Here is a 16,400-nt window from a genome sequence, read left to right on the forward strand (position 1 = left end):
GTCCAGGTCGAACGGTGTGCGCGGTCCCTTGACGAGGTATCGGGCCTTCACGACCATGAACACGCCAATCGCATCAGGCGAAGGGGCTGATTCCGTGACATCGGTGGCCGACGTGCGACGGCCGGGCGGTCGCCGCGCAGCCGGGCAGGGCACCTGGTTCCTCGTGCTGCCCGCCCTGATCCCGATCCTCCTGTTCAGCGTGGGGCCGCTGCTCTACGGCGTCCTGCTGGCGTTCACCGACGCCCAGTCCGGCCGCACCCAGGCCACCCGGTGGATCGGCACCCTCAACTTCCGGGACCTGCCGCACGACACGCTCTTCTGGGAGTCGTTCCGCATCGGCCTGGCCTGGGCGGCCGGCGTCACCGTGCCCCAGTTCCTGCTGGCGCTCGGCCTCGCCCTGCTCCTCGAGGAGGACTTACGGCTGCGCTGGCCGGCCCGCGCGCTCGCCATCGTGCCGTGGGCGATGCCCGAGGTCGTCGTCGGCATCATGTGGCGGCTCGTCTACAACCCGGACGCCGGCATCCTCAACGAGACCCTGCGCGACCTTGGCCTCGGTGACGGCCACGACTGGCTCGGCGACCTGGCCACCGCCCTGCCCGCGGTGATCGTCGTCGGCGTCTGGGCCGGCCTGCCGCAGACCACGGTCGCCCTGCTCGCCGGAGTGCAGAACGTCCCGCGCGAACTCCACGAGGCCGCCGCGGTCGACGGCGCCGGTGCCTGGCGCCGCTTCCGCGCGGTCACCTGGCCCGTGCTCAGACCGGTGGCCCTCGCCATCACCGCGCTCAACCTCATCTGGAACCTCAACTCCTTCGCCCTGGTCTACGTCCTCACCAGCGGCGGCCCCGGCGGCAGGACCCGGCTGCCCTCGCTGTTCGCCTACGAAGAGGCCTTCCGCTACGGCCAGTTCGGCTACGCGGCGGCCATGGGCTGTGTGCTCGTCGCCGTCGTCTCGGTCCTGCTCGCGGTGTTCCTGGCCGGCCGGCTGCGCGGAGGTGTGGACGCATGAGGACCCGCCGCGCGGCACGCGCCGGACAGTACGCCGCCCTGCTCGGCTATCTGCTCTTCCTGGCCTTCCCGCTCCTGTGGCTGCTGTCCACGGCCCTGAAGCCCCCGCGCGAACTGGGCAGTCTGCACCCGACGTGGCTCCCGCGCCATCCGACCCTCGCCAATGTCCGGCAGGCCTTCCGGGAGCAGCCGCTCGCGCACGCCGCCCTCAACTCCCTGCTGGTGGCGCTCGCGACCGCCGTCGCCGCCGTCCTGCTCGCGACGCCGATGGCGTATGTCATGGCCCGGCACCGCACCCGGCTCGCCCGGGCCGCCACGGGGTGGGTGGTGGTCAGTCAGGCGTTCCCCTTCGTGCTGGTGATCATCCCGCTGTTCCTGGTGCTGAAGCATCTGCGCCTCGTCGACTCCCTGGCCGGGCTGGTGGTGGTGTACGTCGTGTGGGCGCTGCCGTTCGCGCTGTGGATGCTCGTCGGTCATGTCCGGGCGGTGCCCCCCGAACTGGAGGAGGCGGCGGCCGTCGACGGCGCCGGGCGGCTGCGCACCCTCGTGTCGGTGACGGCGCCGCTGCTCGCGCCCGGCCTCGCGGCGACGGGGCTGTTCGCGTTCGTCACCGCGTGGAACGAGTTCTTCTTCGCGCTGGTGCTGCTCAAGAGCCCCGGGAAACAGACCCTGCCGGTCGTCCTCACCCATTTCATCGGGGCGGAGGGCGTGGCCGACCTGGGCCCGCTGGCCGCCGCCGCGTTCCTCGCCACGCTTCCCTCCCTGGCCGTCTTCGCCCTGGTCCAGCGGCGGATCACGGCCGGCCTGCTCGCCGGGGCGGTGAAGAGCTGATGACCACCCGCATGCCCCGCACGACCCGCGTGACCGTCGCACTCCTCGGCGTCCTGCTGCTCCTCGCGGGCTGCTCGTCACCGGCCCACCGCGACGGCGGGTCGATCACCCTGCGCTTCCAGTCCCTCGCCTGGCAGCAGGAGTCCGTCGCCGCCAGCAAGGCCCTGGTCAGGGAGTGGAACGCGACACATCCCGATGTCAAGGTCGCGTACCTACAAGGGAGTTGGGACAGCGTCCACGACCAGCTGCTCACCTCCTTCGAGGGCGGCGAGGCGCCGGACGTCATCCACGACGCCTCCGACGACCTGGCCGACTTCGCCTACGGCGGCTACCTCGCCGACCTGACCCATCTGCTGCCTGCCCGGCTCAGGTCCGGCATACCGCAGGCGAGTTGGGACACGGCCACCTTCGGCCGCGGCATCTACGGCGTGCCCTTCCTCCAGGAGCCCCGGGTGCTGATCGCCAACGCCGCCTGGCTGCGCTCGGCGAAGGTACGCATCCCGACCCCCGAACGCCCCTGGACCTGGGCGGAGTTCCGGCAGGTGACGAAGAAGCTCAGCGGGCCCGGCAGGTACGGGGTGGCCTGGCCGCTGAAGGAACCCGTCTCCGCCACGCTCAACCTCTCCCTGTCGGCGGGCGGCCGGCTCTTCCACCGGGGCGCGGACGGCAGGGTGAGCGTGCGCTTCGCCCCCGGCGACGCGGTCGTGCCGAGCACGGTCCACGACCAGGTCGCCGTCGACCACAGCGCCCCCGCCTCGACGCTGGGCAGCGGCGGCTCGGACACCCTGCCCGGCTTCTTCGGCGGCCGGTACGCGATGGTCCCGCTGGGCTTCTCCTACCGCCAGCAGATCGTGCAGCAGGCACCGAAGGGCTTCCGCTGGGAGGTGCTGCCCGCTCCCGCGGGCGCCGCCGGGCTCACCCAGGGGGTCAGTCCGCAGACCCTGTCCGTCTCCGCCGGCTGCCCGCACAAGAAGGAGGCCGCCGCGTTCATCGACTTCCTCCTGCGGCCCGAGAACATGGTCCGCCTCGCGCTCGGCGACTGGATGCTGCCCACCGGCACCCAGGCACTGAAGGACCCGGCCCTGCACGCCGCGGAGAACGGCTGGGCGACCGGCACGGCCCTGGCCGGCCGTCTCCGCCCGGCGCCCGCCCAGTCCGTCCGCGGCTACCCCGAGTGGAAGGACAAGGTCGCCACCCCGGCCTTCCAGGAGTACTACAGCGGCGCGATCGGCCTCGCCGAGCTGCGCAGACGCCTCGTCGAGGACGGCAACCCGGTGCTGGCCCGCTACCAGCGCTGAGCGGCAGGACCACGAGCGGGAAATACTTTGAACGAGACGTCTCGTCTCGTCTACGGTGTGTGTCATGACCGCTCCCGCACACATCGCCATGTTCTCCATCGCCGCGCACGGCCACGTGAACCCCAGCCTGGAGGTGATCCGCGAACTCGTCGCCCGGGGCCACCGGGTCACGTACGCCATCCCGCCGGTGTTCGCCGAGAAGGTGGCCGCCACCGGGGCCCGGCCCGTGCCGTACACCTCGACGCTGCCCGGACCCGATGCCGACCCGGAGGCCTGGGGGACGACGCTGCTGGACAACGTGGAGCCGTTCCTCGCGGACGCGATCCAGGCGCTCCCGCAGCTCATCGAGGCCTACGCCGGTGACGAGCCCGACCTGGTCCTGCACGACATCGCCTCCTACCCGGCCCGCGTCCTGGCCCACCGCTGGGGCGTCCCGGCGGTCTCCCTCTCGCCGAACCTCGTCGCCTGGGAGGGGTACGAGGAGGAGGTGGCCGAGCCGATGTGGGCCGAGCCGGGGAAGACGCCGCGCGGACAGGCGTACTACGCCCGGTTCGAGGCGTGGCTGCGGGAGAACGGGATCACCCAGCACCCGGACCCGTTCGCCGGTCGCCCGGCCCGGTCGATCGTCCTCATGCCGAAGGCGCTGCAACCGCACGCCGACCGGGTCGACGAGCGCGTCCACAGCTTCGTCGGCGCCTGTCAGGGCGACCGCTCCGACCAGGGGAGCTGGCAGCGGCCGGCCGGCGCCGAGAAGGTCGTGCTGGTGTCGCTGGGCTCGGCCTTCACCAGGCAGCCCGCGTTCTACCGCGAGTGCGTGCGTGCCTTCGGCGACCTGCCCGGCTGGCACCTGGTCCTCCAGGCCGGCCGGCATGTCGGCCCCGCCGAGCTGGGCGACGTACCGGACAACGTCGAAGTGCACAGCTGGGTACCGCAGTTGGCGATCCTCCGGCAGGCCGACCTGTTCGTCACGCACGCGGGCGCGGGCGGCAGCCAGGAGGGGCTGGCCACCGCCACGCCGATGATCGCCGTACCGCAGGCCGTCGACCAGTTCGGCAACGCCGACATGCTTCAGGGGCTCGGTGTCGCCCGGCGGCTGGACACCGAGGAGGCCACCGGTGAGCGTCTGCGCGAGGCCGCGCTCGCCCTGGTGGACGACCCGGAAGTGGCCCGCCGGCTGAAGAAGATCCAGGCGGAGACGGCCGAGGAGGGCGGCACGCTACGCGCGGCGGACCTCATCGAAGCCGAACTGCCGCGGCGTGCGGGGGAGTAGGCCGTCCGGCCCGCGTTTCACCGGAGCCCTGCGCTGTGGCGGGGCGGGGTTCGGCCGCCCGAGCGGCGGCCGCCCCCCGGGCCGACGGACCTGCAGCTCCTGAGGGGCGCGGGAACTGTGCGACCAGCCCCCACGCCCCGCACCCGCGCACCCTCTCAACCACCCCGCCGGGCGGGCGCCGGTTTGGACCCCGGCGTCAGACCGGCAGCCGCTCGGCCTCCCCGTGCGCCGTCGGCACGGCAGCCGCCGGCGGGGCCTCGTCGTGGGTGAGGTCGGGCAGGCGGCGCAGCCACTTCGGCAGGTACCAGTTGCGCTCGCCGAGCAGCGCCATCACCGCCGGCAGCAGCACCCCGCGGATGACCGTCGCGTCGATGAGGACCGCCGCGGCCAGACCCACACCCATCTGTTTCATGGACTGCATCGACAGCGTGCCGAAGATCGCGAACACGGCGACCATGATGACCGCGGCGCTGGTGACGACACCGGCCGTGGTGACCACCCCGTGCCGGATCGCGTCCTTCGTCGTACGGCCGCGCATGCGGGCCTCGCGGATCCGGGAGACCACGAACACGTGGTAGTCCATCGACAGCCCGAACAGGATCACGAAGAGGAACAGCGGCAGCCAGGTCACGATCGCGCCGACCCCCTGCGCGCCCACCAGCGAGGCACCCCAGCCGTGCTGGAAGACGGCGACGAGGATGCCGTACGCGGCGCCCACCGACAGCAGGTTCAGCGCGATCGACGTGATCGCGACGGTCAGCGAGCGGAACGACAGCAGCATCAGCAGGAAGGCGAAGACGACGACGAACGCGAAGACCGGGACGACGGAGCCGAGGAGCTGGTCGTTGAAGTCGTGGTTGCCGGCGACCTGTCCGGTGATCGGCGCCCGCACGCCGCCGACCTTGCCGAGGGTGGCGGGCCGTACCTCGTCGCGCAGCGTGTCCAGGCTCTTGACCGCCCGGTCCATGTCCGAGCCGCCGACCAGCGGCACGGAGACCAGGGCCACGTTCTGCGCGACGTGCAGCTTGATGTCGACCGGGCCGCGCGAGGCGCCCGAGGCGATGGCCTGCTTCTTGAAGTCGGCCAGCGCCTGCCGTACGCCGGGGGCGTTGATGTCCTTGGCCTCGACGACGACCTGGGCCGGCTCGCTGCCGCCCGGGAAGGCCTCGTTGATGCGGTCGTACGTCTGCACGATCGGCAGGGACTTGCCGAACTCCTGGTCCAGGGTGAGCTGTTGCGTCTTCATGCCGAGCGCGGGCGCCGCGATCGCCAGCAGCACGCCGGCCGCCACGACGACGGAGACCAGCGGCTTGGCCAGCACACCGCGCAGGACGGCCGTCCAGAACCGGCTGCCCTCGTCTGCGGCCCGCCTGCCGCGCCGGCGGCGGGTGAGGAACGGGATCCGCCCCTTCTCGACCCGCTCGCCGAGCAGCGACAGCAGCGCCGGCAGCACCGTCACCGAGCCGACCATGGCGACCGCGACCACCATCAGCGAGGCCAGGCCCATCGCCTCGAACGTGGCGAGGCCCGTGAACAGCATGCCCGCCATCGCCACGCACACCGTGACCCCGGAGACGATGATCGCCCGGCCGCTGGTGGCGGCGGCGATCCTGAGGGCGGTGCCCGCGTCCCGCCCGGCCTGCCGCTCCTCGCGCTCACGGCGCAGGTAGAACAGGCAGTAGTCGACGCCGACGGCCATACCGACCAGCAGCATCACGGAGTTGGCGGTGTCGCTCATCGGCTGCAGATGGCTCACCAGGCCCATCAGGCCCATCGTCGCCATGATCGCCGTGATCGCGAGGGCCACCGGCAGCAGGGCCGCCACCAGCGCGCCGAAGGCGATCAGCAGGATGCCCAGCGCCACCGGCACCGCCGAGTACTCGGCCTGCTGGAAGTCGTCCCCGAAGGCGTCCTTGTACTGCTTCTGCATGCTGGCGCCGCCGATCTCCTCGATCCGCAGCGAGTCATGCGCCTTCTGCACCCCGGCGACGGCGTCCAGCACCGGCGCGACCCGGTCGACGGCCGTCTTGGCGTCGCCGCGCATGTCGAACTGCACCAGCGCGCCGCGCCCGTCCCGGGAGATGGTGTGGGTGTCGTAGGGCGAGGTCACCGCCGTGACCCTCCCGGTGCCCTCGACGGCCTTGACCACGTCGGCGACGGCGGCCCGGAACTCGGCCGAAGCCGCCGTCACCGTACCGTTCTTGGCCTGGATCAGGACGGTCTCCGCGGCCGGCTGCTTGATCCCCGCGTCGTCGATGATCTCGGCGGCGGTGTGTGTCTCGCCCCTGAGCTGGTCGGCCTCGTCCACGTCGACGCGGCCCGCCGCCGAGCCGAGTCCCATCGCCAGCACGACGAACAGCACCCATATGCCGACGGCCGCCCAGCGGTGCCGGGCGCTCCAGCCGCCGGCGCGGGCGGCCAGCCCCCGCACCCGCACATCCCTGTTCCCCATCGCGGGCCTTCCCCCTCGTGTGCGGTGGCGGCCCCCTGCCGCCACCTCTGCGCTTGTTCCTGTTCGACCGTATGGGCCGGACGAACGCCCCTCGTCGTGCTGCCCGGTGAACTCGGCGGCCCGCCGCTCACCGCTGGGGAGGACAGCGGCCCCTTACACCTATGCGCACTTCTCGGGGACGCGTCTCGGGGTTCCCGTCTCCGGGGCGGCGCGTGGCGGACATGGGCTGTCCGTTCCGCCGTCAGCGCGGCGGTTTGTGATTACAAAACTTTGTTGAACAAGTCACAGGCGCGTGTAGAGGTTGATCCGGCACCGGCTGATCGGCGAGAGTTTCGCGCAGCCCCGCCCAGCGCGGGCCCGGCCGTCGTGCCCACCCCCACGGGGCACGACGGCCGCTCTAGGGTGGCCGGATGACGACCTACGCGGCGCTGTTGCGCGGAATCAACGTCGGTGGCAGCAAGAAGGTGCCCATGGCCGACCTCCGTACGCTACTGACCGGCCTCGGCCACACCGGCGTACGGACCCATCTGCAAAGCGGCCAGGCCGTGTTCACCACCGGCCACGGCGACGAGGAGTCGCTCGCAGCGGAGTTGGGCCGGGCGATCGAGGAGCGGTTCGGCTTCCCGGTCGACGTGCTCGTGCGCGACCACGGCTATCTGAAGGCGGTCGCCCAGGCCTGTCCGTTCCCGGCCGCCGACCTGGAGCCCCGGCAGCTGCACGTCACCTACTTCTCCGCTCCGGTCGCCCCGGACCGCTACGCGGACATCACCGCCGCCGCGTACCTCCCCGAGGAGTTCCGCCTCGGCGACCGCTGCCTGTACCTGTACGTCCCCGAGGGCCTCGGCCGCTCCAAGCTCGCCGAGGCCCTGTCCCGCCCGCGCCTGACCAAGGGCCTGATCGCCACGAGCCGGAACTGGAACACCGTGCTCAAACTGGTCGAGCTGACGGCTCCGGGAGCGTGACGCTCCGCAGGCCGAGGAACGGCGCGCGGGACAGGTCCTCGCGGGGTAGGGCCGGCCGCGGGTCGGCGCTCAGGCGGCACAGCTCCTCGGTGGCCCGGGCCGCGGCCACCGCGTCGGACAGCACGAGACCGGCCCGCAGACCCGGGTCCCCCCGGACGCCGAAGGTGTCCGGGTCCGCCTGCCCGGCGCGGCAGCCCGCCCCGCCTGCCCGGCGCGGCAGCCCGCCCCGCCTGCCCGGCGCGGCAGCCCGCCCCGCCTGCCCGGCGCGGCAGCCCGCCCCGCCTGCCCGGCGACGAGGAACCGGTCCCGGCACGTGCCGCGCGCGTGCGGGCCGGGGGGCGGCCGTCCTCGACGCCGCCGGGATCGCGTACACGGGCGCCGAGGAGGAGCGCGCGACCCGCGGCGACAAGGTCCCCTGGTGCCGCTGGACCGGGCGCCACGCGGCGGCGGATCCTCCTGGCAGTCCCTCGCCCGGGGCACCGGCACCATCGAGGCCGACTACCTCAACGGGGAGATCGCCCTGCCGGGCCGGCTGCACGGCGTCCCGGCCCCGTTGAACGAACTGCTGCAGCGGCTCGCCAACCGGTTCGCACGGGAGTGCCGCGCCGCCGGGTCGATGCCGCTCGCGGACCTGGTCCGCCTGGCGGACGAGGCGGTGGGGCCGGCCGGCCGCGGCCCTCCGCCGGTTGATCTTCCGGCCGGATCGGTGTTCTGTGGGCCCGGGCGGGTGTGAGCCGCTCGTGCCGGACTTGTCGGAGGGGGACGGGGAAAAGTGGACGACTTCACGGGGGATGCCGAGCGACGGCTCGCGGCGCGGTTCGAGGCGGACCGGCCGCATCTGACGGCCGTGGCCCACCGGCTGCTCGGCTCGGCAGCCGAGGCCGACGACGCCCTGCAGGAGGCCTGGCTGCGGGCCCGGCAGGCCGACCTCGACGCGGTCCGCAACCTCACCGGGTGGCTGACCACCGTGGTGACGCGGGTCTGCCTCAACCTGCTGCGGGCCCGCCGCAACCGGCGCGAGGACTTCCTGGACGCATGCGGCCAGGCGTCCTGCGAAGTCGCCGGCGACCGCGCTCACGACACACCGTCGGTCTCCGCCGAGGCGGGCGACCCCGCCCGGGAGGCGCTGCTGGCCGACGAGATCGGGGTCGCGCTGCTGGTCGTCCTCGACACCCTCGGCCCGGCCGAGCGGGTCGCCTTCGTGCTGCACGACATGTTCGCCGTGCCGTTCGAGGAGATCGCCCCGCTGATCGAGAAGACCCCCGCCGCCGCCCGGCAGCTGGCCAGCCGGGCCCGCCGTCGCGTCCAGGGCCGGCCGCCCGCACCCGGCGCCGACGCCGCACGGCGCCGCCGGGCCGTCGAGGCGTTCCTGGCCGCCACGCGTGGCGGCGACTTCACCGCCCTGGTCGCCCTGCTCGACCCGGACGTGGTGCTGCACGCCGACGCGCTGGCCGTGCCCACGTCCGCACCGATCACCGTGCGCGGTGCCGAGACCGTCGCCCAGGGCGCCATGGCGGCCACGGCCCGCGCCCAGCTGACCGGACTCGCCCTGCTGGACGGCGAGTTCGGACTGGTCATGGCGGAGCACGGGCGGCCGCGCCTGGTCCTGGCCTTCGCCATCGGGACGGACGGCCGGATCACCCGGGTCGACATCGTGGCGGAGCCCGAACGCCTGCGCGGGACGGAGATCGCCGTCGTGGACCCGGGGTACGCGGAGGCCGACGACTCCGAAGAATTGGACCATTGACCGAAGGGGTGATTGGGTCGGGACACTGCCCCAATAGGTGACTAGCGTCATCACCATGACGTACCGCGCCACTGCCACTGCCACTGCCACTGCCACTGCCGCCGAGCCTGCCCCGACCCGGATCGACTTCTTCTTCGACCCGGCCTGCCCCTTCGCCTGGATCACCTCCCGCTGGCTGCTGGAGGTCGAGCGCCTGCGCCCGCTCGACCTCCGGTTCCGGGTGATGAGCCTGTACCTGCACAACACGGGCAACGAACTGCCCGACTGGTACCGGGACCTGGTGGACCGCTCGACCGGCCCGGTACGGGTCGCCGTGGCCGCCGCCGAACGGCACGGTGCGACGGTGCTGCGCGACCTGTACACCGCGTTCGGCACCCGGATCCATGAACGCGGCACCAAGGACTTCGACCAGGTGATCACCGAGGCGCTCGCCGAACTCGGGCTGCCCGCCGAGCTGTCGGCCGCCGCCCACGACCCGTCGTACGACGACGCCGTGCGCCGCAGTCACACGGCCGGCACCGAGCCGGACTCGGGCGGCTACGTGGGGACGCCGACCCTCCACATCGACGGAACGGTGTGGTTCGGGCCCGTGCTGCGCGCCGTTCCGCGCGGCACCGAGGCGGCCGAACTCTTCGACAGCTTCCGGGTGCTGGCCCGCCACCCCGACCTCTTCGAGCTCAAGCGCACCCGCACCGGCGCCCTCCGCTTCGACTGACCGGTGGGCACAGTGGCCGATATACGCCCCTCGAGCCCGTCGAGTTCGCCGTTCGTGTGACACATGGGCCGCGACCGGCGCAGAACGAGAAGCCGCCGCGGTCCGACGTCACAGGGGAGCGCCGGACCCGGCGGCCCCTACCACGCCCACGTCTCCCGGGGCCAGCGCTCGCCGAACCTCGCGACAAACCCGTCGGGCTGTCCCTAGGGTGAAGCGCGCTGGCGGCCGGAGGGGGGCGTATGAGCGTGACGGACACACCATGGGCGGCGCTGCCCCGGTACGGCAGGGAGGGCGTGCCCTGGCGGCTGAGCGCCCCGGAGTCGAGCCCCGGCATCGGCTGGGGACGCCTCGGAGCGGTCGCACCGACGGGGCTCCTCGTCGCCGTCCGAGGACGTGGTCAACGGACACCGGTCACTCGGACGGGTGACGATTTTCGGACGTCCTCGCCCCGGACACCGACGGGGCACGCCACCTGGAGAGCGTCTCGGGACCGCGGGGGCCGCGGGTGAAGAACCGGCTCCCCGTCCCCGGCCGCGAGCAGCCCCTCGACATCGGTAACGTCAGCGGTCCCGGAATCTTCGGCCAGTCAGGGCCAACTCCCCACCCCCGAGGGCCCGTTCGGGCCACAAGCGAGGACAGGACATGAGCACCTACAACTTCGGAAACCTCAACGGCCCGGCCGGCTTCGGCGACTACGGCCATATCGACACCAGGAACGGCACACCCGACCTCGAGATCCTCATGGCCGTCGCCGAGCGGCTCACCGGGGCACTGCGCGCCGAGTACCCGGGACTGGCCGGGTGCGGGGAGAGCATCCAGGCCGAGCTGGCGCTGTCCGCCGAGGACGGCCTGCCGCCCAACCGGGGGCGGATCCGCACCGCGCTGGAGACCGTCGCCGTCGCGGCGGGGGCCGGCACCGGCAGCCTCACCTTCACCCAGCAGCTCACGCACGCGCTCGGCCTCTGACCGGCCGGAGCCCCGCCGGCCGACAGGGCCGTCAGGCGCCCAGCGCCGCCAGTGCCGGCCGGCACGCCGCGTCGTAGCGTTCCAGCAGCACCCGCGCCACCTCGGGTGCCGCGCCCAGCACGTCGGCCAGCACGTCGGCCCCGGCCGCGCCCCGCGCGATACGGTCCGGCAGGAACCCGGGGGCCAGGACGTACGGCGCGACGGCGACCCGCTCGCAGCCGAGGGCGCGCAGTTCGCGTACCGCGTCCGCGGTGCGGGGGAACCCCGTGGGAGAACCAGCGGAGGCGAACGCAGGCCGCACGGCGCACCAACCGGTGTGCCACCACTCCCGCGCGATGTCGGCGATCACTGCGATCGCCTCCGGGTCGGAGGACCCCGCCGAGGCCAGCACGACCCCGGTCGAGGGTTTGCCGGCGGGTGTCAGCCCCGCCTCGTACAGCCGCCGTTCCAGCGCCGACAGCAGCAGCGGGGACGGACCGAGCACATCCGCCTGGCGGATCCGCAGCCGCGCCGGCGCCTCCCGCAGCACGGCGGGGATGTCGGCCTTGGCGTGGAAGGCGCGGGTCAGCAGGAGCGGGAGGGCTACGACGTCACGTACGTCCTCCGCCGCCAGGGACTCCAGCACCCCGTGCACGGACGGGACGTTGAAGTCCAGGAAACCGGTCTCCACGCGCAGCCCCGGCCGCAGCGACCGTACCCGCGCCACGAGCGCGTGCACGGTCGCCGCGTGCCGCGGGTCACGGCTGCCGTGGGCGATGACGAGAAGGACCGGAGCGCGCATGTCAGCCCTTCACCAGCAGGCCGCGGCTGCGCAGCACCCGGCGTTCCAGCGGGCTGAAGATCAGCAGGTCGATGGCGATACCGACGAACAGGATCAGGAAGATCGCCTCGAACACCATGGACATGGAGCTGGCGTTGCGGCCGTTCTCCAGCAGCGCGCCCAGGCCGATGCCCAGGTCGGGTGAGGAGGCGATGATCTCCGCGGCCATCAGCGAACGCCAGGAGAAGGCCCAGCCCTGCTTCAGGCCCGCCAGATAGCCGGGCAGCGCGGCCGGCAGGACGATGTGCCAGGCGCCCTTCAGACCCGTCGCCCCCATCGTGCGGCCGGCCCGCAGGAACAGCGGCGGCACCTGGTCGATGCCCGAGACGAGACCGTTGGCGATGGAGGGGACGGCGCCGAGCAGGATCACCGCGTACATCATGGAGTTGTCCAGGCCCAGCCAGATCACCGCCGGCGGCACCCACGCCACCGACGGCAGTGACTGCAGACCGGACAGCACCGGGCCGATCGCGGCGCGCACGAACTTCACCCGGGCCACCAGCAGCCCCAGCGGCGTGCCGATGGCCAGCGCGAACAGGAAGCCCAGCAGACCCCGGGAGACGCTGGTCCAGATGTAGCCCAGCAGCTTGCCCTGCAGCCAGGCGTCCTTGAACTCGTTGCCCACGTCGGCCGGGGAGGGCAGTTTCGTCGGATCGTCGACGATCTTGAAGGAGATCAGTGCCTGCCACGCCAGCAGCACCACCACGGTGGCGACGACCGGAGGCAGGATCTTGTTGGCGAACGTCTGCCGGAACGGGGTCCGGCCGACGACACCGGTCTCCAGGGCGTCCAGGCCCGCCTCGACGCTCGCGGCGTCCTGCCGGACGGCCTTGGTCGTGTCAGTGCTGGCCATGGCGGCGGATCTCCCCACGCAGGACTTCGGTGATCTCAAGGGACAGCTCGGCGACCGGCGCGTCCTCGATGCGCCGCGGCTGCGGGATGTCCACCTGCCACTCCCGCGCCACCCGGCCCGGACGGGACGACAGCAGCACGACACGCTGCGCGAGCCGCACCGCCTCGCGGACGTTGTGCGTCACGAACAGGACGGACAGCCCCGTCTCCTCCCAGATCCGGGTCAGCTCGTCGTGCAGCAGGTCACGGGTGATCGCGTCCAGCGCCGCGAACGGCTCGTCCATCAGCAGCAGCCGGCTGTCCTGGGCCAGCGCGCGGGCCATGGCGACACGCTGGCGCATACCGCCGGACAGCTCGTGCACCCGCTTGCCGTACGCGCCCTGGAGCCGCACGAGTTCGAGCAGCTGCTCGGCCCGGCCGCGCCGCTCGTTCTTCGCGACGCCGCCGAGCTTCAGTGCGAGTTCGATGTTCTTGCCCGCGGTCAGCCACGGGAACAGGGCGTGCTCCTGGAACATCAGAGCCGGACGCCCGTCGGTCGTGATGTTGCCGGCGGAGGGCTGGTCCAGCCCGGCCACCAGGTTCAGCAGCGTCGACTTGCCGCAGCCCGAGGCCCCCAGGAGGGTGACGAACTCGCCCGGAGCGACATCGAGGCTGATGTCGTCCAGGACGAGCTGCTGCCCACCGGGTCCCGCGAAGGACTTCGAGACATGTTCGATGCGCGCCGCGTGCTCGACCGACTCGGCGGCCTTGGCGAAGGTCGTGGCCATGGTCGTCACCTCCTGGGAACTCATCGGCTACGGGGGTTACTTGACGCCGAGCCCGGCGTCTTCGACGGTGCTCTCACCTTCGGCCTTGAGGACCTTGTTCAGGAGGGTGAGGTCGTAGATCCCGTCCAGCTTCGGGTTCTCCAGCAGGCCGGCCTTCACGGCGTGCTGCGCCTCGGTGTCGAGGGTGGCGGCCAGCGGGTCGTCGGTGAACCGGATGGACTTCCACGCCGGGTCCAGGACCTTCGCCGGCAGCGCCTTGCCGGAGTCGGCCTCCAGCTGCTTGTTGGCCGCCGCCTTCGCCTGGTCCGGGTTGGCGTTGATCCACTTGTTGGCCTCGACCGAGGCCTTCAGGACGGCCTCGACGGCCTTCGGGTGCTCCTTGAGGAACGCCTGCCGCACGATGATGTTGGTGATCACGAACTTCTTGTCCGGCCACAGCGCCGACTCGTCCAGCAGCACCTTGCCGCCCTCGGCGACCAGCTTGGACGCGGTCGGCTCGGGCACCCAGGCGCCGTCGACGGAACCGGACTTGAAGGCGTCCGGGGTCACCTTGTTGTCCGTGCGGATGACCGACACGTCACCCTTGCCGCTTGGCGCGTCGACCTTCCAGCCCTGCGATGCCACCCAGTTGAGGAAGGCCACGTCCTGCGTGTTGCCGAGCTGCGGGGTGGCGATCTTCTTGCCCTTGACGTCCTTCAGGGACTTGATCTTCTTCGGGTCGACGACCAGCTTCACGCCACCGGACGCCGAACCGCCGATGATGCGCAGGTTCTTGCCGTCGGACTTGGTGTAGCCGTTGATCGCCGGGGAGGGACCGATCCACCCGATGTCGATGGAACCCGAGTTGAGGGCCTCGATCTCGGACGGGCCCGCGTTGAAGAGCTGGTACTCGGCCCGGGTGGCGCCCAGTTCCTTCTGGAAGAAGCCCTTCTGGTTGCCGACCAGGGCGGTGGCGTGCGTCAGGTTCCCGAAGTAACCGATCTTGACGGAGTCGAGCCCGTCGGTCTTCTTGGCCCCGGCCGCGATCTTGGCGGTGTCGTCGTTCTTGGACTCGGACCCGTAGCCGCAGGCTGCGAGAGTGAGCAGGGGGAGTGCGGCGAGCGCGGCTATACCGCGACGGAACAGCTTGGAGCGGTTGGCAGGCACGGGAGGGGTTCCTCTCGTTGGCCCGGCGGTCACGGACTTTCAGGTCGTGGCCGGGAGTTCGGCAGGGGTCTTCGTCGCTTCCGGGACGTCGGGTGGGGGGACGGGGCGCGCAGGCAGTGCGCGTACGTCAGCGCGCACATCGGGCCACCCCGCCCTGCCCGCTGCCGAGGGCGCCGCTGCCGATGCGGCCGCCCTCCTTCGCGAACGTCGAGTAGACGTCGGTCGTCTTCATGCTCAGAAGTCCCAGCCGTCGTTCTCGGACTCGTCCTTGACCGGCTCGGGGGAGGCGAACGACTCGCCGACCATGCCCGCGGTCAGCGTGGTGCCGTCGCTCGGGTCGATCAGGATGAAGGAGCCGGTGCGCCGCGAGTCGGCGTAGGAGTCGACCGGGAGCGGCTCGGCGGTACGGATCTTCACACGGCCGATGTCGTTGGCGACGAGCTGCCCCGGGTGCGGGTGCAGGGACAGGTCGTCCAGGGTGAGCCGGGACGGGATGTCCTTCACGATCGCCTTGACCGTGCGGGTGCCGTGCTTGAGCAGCACCCGGTGGCCGACGGTCAGCGGCTCGTCGGCCACATGGCAGACGGTCGCCTCCACGTCCTGCGTGGTGGCCGGCGCGTCCTTCGTCGGCACGATCAGGTCGCCGCGCGAGACGTCGATGTCGTCCTGGAGCCGGAGCGTCACCGACTGCGTCGTCCACGCCACGTCCACCGGCTCGCCGAGCAGGTCGATGCCGGAGATCCGCGTGGTCCGCCCGGAGGGAAGGACCGTGACCTCGTCGCCGACCCGGAAGGTGCCGGCCGCGATCTGGCCCGCGTAGCCCCGGTAGTCCGGGTGTTCGGCGGTCTGCGGCCGGATCACGTACTGCACCGGCAGCCGGGCGTGGCAGTGCGCCAGATCATGGGTGACGGGAACGGTTTCCAGGTGTTCCAGGACGGTCGGGCCGCCGTACCAGTCCATGTTCGCGGACGGCTCCACCACGTTGTCACCGGCCAGTGCCGAGATCGGGATCGCGGTGACCTCGGGCACACCGAGTTCGGTCGCGTACGCCGTGAACTCCTCGGCGATCGCCGCGAAGACGGACTCCTCGTACCCGACGAGGTCCATCTTGTTGACCGCGAGCACCACGTGCGGGACGCGCAGCAGGGCCGCGATCGCCGCGTGCCGGCGGGTCTGCTCGACCACGCCGTTGCGGGCGTCGACGAGGATCACGGTCAGCTCGGCCGTCGAGGCACCGGTGACCATGTTGCGGGTGTACTGCACATGGCCGGGCGTGTCGGCCAGGATGAACCGGCGCCGGGGCGTGGCGAAGTAGCGGTACGCCACGTCGATGGTGATGCCCTGCTCGCGCTCGGCGCGCAGGCCGTCGGTGAGGAGGGCGAGGTCCGGGCCGTCCTGGCCGCGGCTCGCGGAGACCCGCTCCACGGCCTCCAGCTGGTCGGCGAGGACCGACTTGGAGTCGTGCAGCAGCCGTCCGACGAGCGTGGACTTGCCGTCGTCGACGGAGCCGGCGGTGGCGAACCGCAGCAGCGTGGTGGCCGAGAGAGCCTCGGTCGTGGTCGTGCTCAT

Annotated in this window: 13 protein-coding genes and 2 pseudogenes; 9 read left to right on the forward strand and 6 right to left on the reverse strand. The window is 72.2% G+C overall.

Annotation, left to right across the window (positions count from 1 at the left end):
* Positions 1 to 55: 55 nt before the first annotated feature.
* The 4 genes and pseudogenes from ACZ7GZ_RS02595 to ACZ7GZ_RS02610 all read left to right on the forward strand — a co-directional run bounded on the left by ACZ7GZ_RS02595 (position 56) and on the right by ACZ7GZ_RS02610 (position 4,404).
* Entirely contained in the window at positions 56 to 1,006 is a 951-nt protein-coding gene (locus ACZ7GZ_RS02595; protein WP_471020296.1) for a carbohydrate ABC transporter permease, read from the forward strand.
* Positions 1,003 to 1,836, forward strand: a complete 834-nt coding sequence (locus tag ACZ7GZ_RS02600; protein ID WP_471020299.1) for a carbohydrate ABC transporter permease — start codon at positions 1,003 to 1,005, stop codon at positions 1,834 to 1,836. Before ACZ7GZ_RS02595 ends, ACZ7GZ_RS02600 begins: the two co-directional genes overlap by 4 nt.
* Positions 1,836 to 3,134: an ABC transporter substrate-binding protein gene (locus ACZ7GZ_RS02605; protein ID WP_471020302.1), complete on the forward strand. Its 1,299-nt coding sequence runs from the start codon at positions 1,836 to 1,838 to the stop codon at positions 3,132 to 3,134. The genes ACZ7GZ_RS02600 and ACZ7GZ_RS02605 overlap by 1 nt, the downstream gene beginning before the upstream one ends.
* A 27-nt stretch (positions 3,135 to 3,161) precedes the next feature.
* Positions 3,162 to 4,404, forward strand: a pseudogene (locus ACZ7GZ_RS02610) (glycosyltransferase).
* Positions 4,405 to 4,600: 196 nt separating this feature from the next.
* Here ACZ7GZ_RS02610 and ACZ7GZ_RS02615 read toward each other — a convergent pair.
* Positions 4,601 to 6,856, reverse strand: a complete 2,256-nt coding sequence (locus tag ACZ7GZ_RS02615) for an MMPL family transporter (RefSeq protein ID WP_471020306.1) — start codon at positions 6,854 to 6,856, stop codon at positions 4,601 to 4,603.
* A 410-nt stretch (positions 6,857 to 7,266) separates the two neighbouring features.
* Between ACZ7GZ_RS02615 and ACZ7GZ_RS02620 the strand changes: the two genes are divergently transcribed.
* The 5 genes and pseudogenes from ACZ7GZ_RS02620 to ACZ7GZ_RS02640 all read left to right on the forward strand — a co-directional run bounded on the left by ACZ7GZ_RS02620 (position 7,267) and on the right by ACZ7GZ_RS02640 (position 11,246).
* Positions 7,267 to 7,818 carry a DUF1697 domain-containing protein gene (locus ACZ7GZ_RS02620; RefSeq protein WP_471020309.1) on the forward strand — a complete coding sequence of 184 codons (552 nt, stop codon included), beginning with the start codon at positions 7,267 to 7,269 and terminating at the stop codon, positions 7,816 to 7,818.
* A 317-nt stretch (positions 7,819 to 8,135) separates the two neighbouring features.
* A pseudogene (locus ACZ7GZ_RS02625) lies at positions 8,136 to 8,551 on the forward strand (ketopantoate reductase C-terminal domain-containing protein); the annotation flags it as partial.
* 39 nt (positions 8,552 to 8,590) lie between these two features.
* Positions 8,591 to 9,565 carry a sigma-70 family RNA polymerase sigma factor gene (locus tag ACZ7GZ_RS02630; protein ID WP_471020312.1) on the forward strand — a complete coding sequence of 325 codons (975 nt, stop codon included), beginning with the start codon at positions 8,591 to 8,593 and terminating at the stop codon, positions 9,563 to 9,565.
* Between the two features lie 55 nt (positions 9,566 to 9,620).
* A complete protein-coding gene (locus ACZ7GZ_RS02635; protein ID WP_471020315.1) occupies positions 9,621 to 10,280 on the forward strand; it encodes a mycothiol-dependent nitroreductase Rv2466c family protein in 660 nt (219 codons plus the stop codon).
* Between the two features lie 642 nt (positions 10,281 to 10,922).
* Positions 10,923 to 11,246, forward strand: a complete 324-nt coding sequence (locus tag ACZ7GZ_RS02640) for a hypothetical protein (RefSeq protein WP_471020318.1) — start codon at positions 10,923 to 10,925, stop codon at positions 11,244 to 11,246.
* Positions 11,247 to 11,277: 31 nt separating this feature from the next.
* Here the strand turns inward: ACZ7GZ_RS02640 and ACZ7GZ_RS02645 are convergent, their stop codons facing one another.
* From ACZ7GZ_RS02645 to ACZ7GZ_RS02665, 5 genes are all read right to left on the reverse strand, one after another.
* The gene (locus ACZ7GZ_RS02645) at positions 11,278 to 12,027 is read right to left on the reverse strand and encodes a sirohydrochlorin chelatase (protein ID WP_471020322.1); all 750 of its coding nucleotides are present in this window, start codon (positions 12,025 to 12,027) and stop codon (positions 11,278 to 11,280) included.
* A 1-nt stretch (position 12,028) separates the two neighbouring features.
* Entirely contained in the window at positions 12,029 to 12,919 is an 891-nt protein-coding gene (locus tag ACZ7GZ_RS02650; protein ID WP_471020324.1) for an ABC transporter permease, read from the reverse strand.
* Entirely contained in the window at positions 12,906 to 13,709 is an 804-nt protein-coding gene (locus ACZ7GZ_RS02655) for an ABC transporter ATP-binding protein (protein ID WP_471020326.1), read from the reverse strand. The genes ACZ7GZ_RS02650 and ACZ7GZ_RS02655 overlap by 14 nt, the downstream gene beginning before the upstream one ends.
* Before the next feature lie 12 nt (positions 13,710 to 13,721).
* A complete protein-coding gene (locus ACZ7GZ_RS02660) occupies positions 13,722 to 14,831 on the reverse strand; it encodes an aliphatic sulfonate ABC transporter substrate-binding protein (RefSeq protein WP_471020329.1) in 1,110 nt (369 codons plus the stop codon).
* A gap of 234 nt (positions 14,832 to 15,065) precedes the next feature.
* Positions 15,066 to 16,400 carry a sulfate adenylyltransferase subunit 1 gene (locus ACZ7GZ_RS02665; RefSeq protein WP_471020332.1) on the reverse strand — a complete coding sequence of 445 codons (1,335 nt, stop codon included), beginning with the start codon at positions 16,398 to 16,400 and terminating at the stop codon, positions 15,066 to 15,068.

This window comes from Streptomyces sp. NPDC037288, assembly GCF_055603265.1.

Coding starts and splice junctions, on each gene's coding strand:
- ACZ7GZ_RS02595 (WP_471020296.1), top strand. CDS start 56: ATGAACACGCCAATCGCATCAGGCGAAGGGGCTGATTCCGTGACATCG.
- ACZ7GZ_RS02600 (WP_471020299.1), top strand. CDS start 1,003: ATGAGGACCCGCCGCGCGGCACGCGCCGGACAGTACGCCGCCCTGCTC.
- ACZ7GZ_RS02605 (WP_471020302.1), top strand. CDS start 1,836: ATGACCACCCGCATGCCCCGCACGACCCGCGTGACCGTCGCACTCCTC.
- ACZ7GZ_RS02615 (WP_471020306.1), bottom strand. CDS start 6,856: ATGGGGAACAGGGATGTGCGGGTGCGGGGGCTGGCCGCCCGCGCCGGC.
- ACZ7GZ_RS02620 (WP_471020309.1), top strand. CDS start 7,267: ATGACGACCTACGCGGCGCTGTTGCGCGGAATCAACGTCGGTGGCAGC.
- ACZ7GZ_RS02635 (WP_471020315.1), top strand. CDS start 9,621: ATGACGTACCGCGCCACTGCCACTGCCACTGCCACTGCCACTGCCGCC.
- ACZ7GZ_RS02640 (WP_471020318.1), top strand. CDS start 10,923: ATGAGCACCTACAACTTCGGAAACCTCAACGGCCCGGCCGGCTTCGGC.
- ACZ7GZ_RS02645 (WP_471020322.1), bottom strand. CDS start 12,027: ATGCGCGCTCCGGTCCTTCTCGTCATCGCCCACGGCAGCCGTGACCCG.
- ACZ7GZ_RS02650 (WP_471020324.1), bottom strand. CDS start 12,919: ATGGCCAGCACTGACACGACCAAGGCCGTCCGGCAGGACGCCGCGAGC.
- ACZ7GZ_RS02655 (WP_471020326.1), bottom strand. CDS start 13,709: ATGAGTTCCCAGGAGGTGACGACCATGGCCACGACCTTCGCCAAGGCC.
- ACZ7GZ_RS02665 (WP_471020332.1), bottom strand. CDS start 16,400: ATGAGCACGACCACGACCGAGGCTCTCTCGGCCACCACGCTGCTGCGG.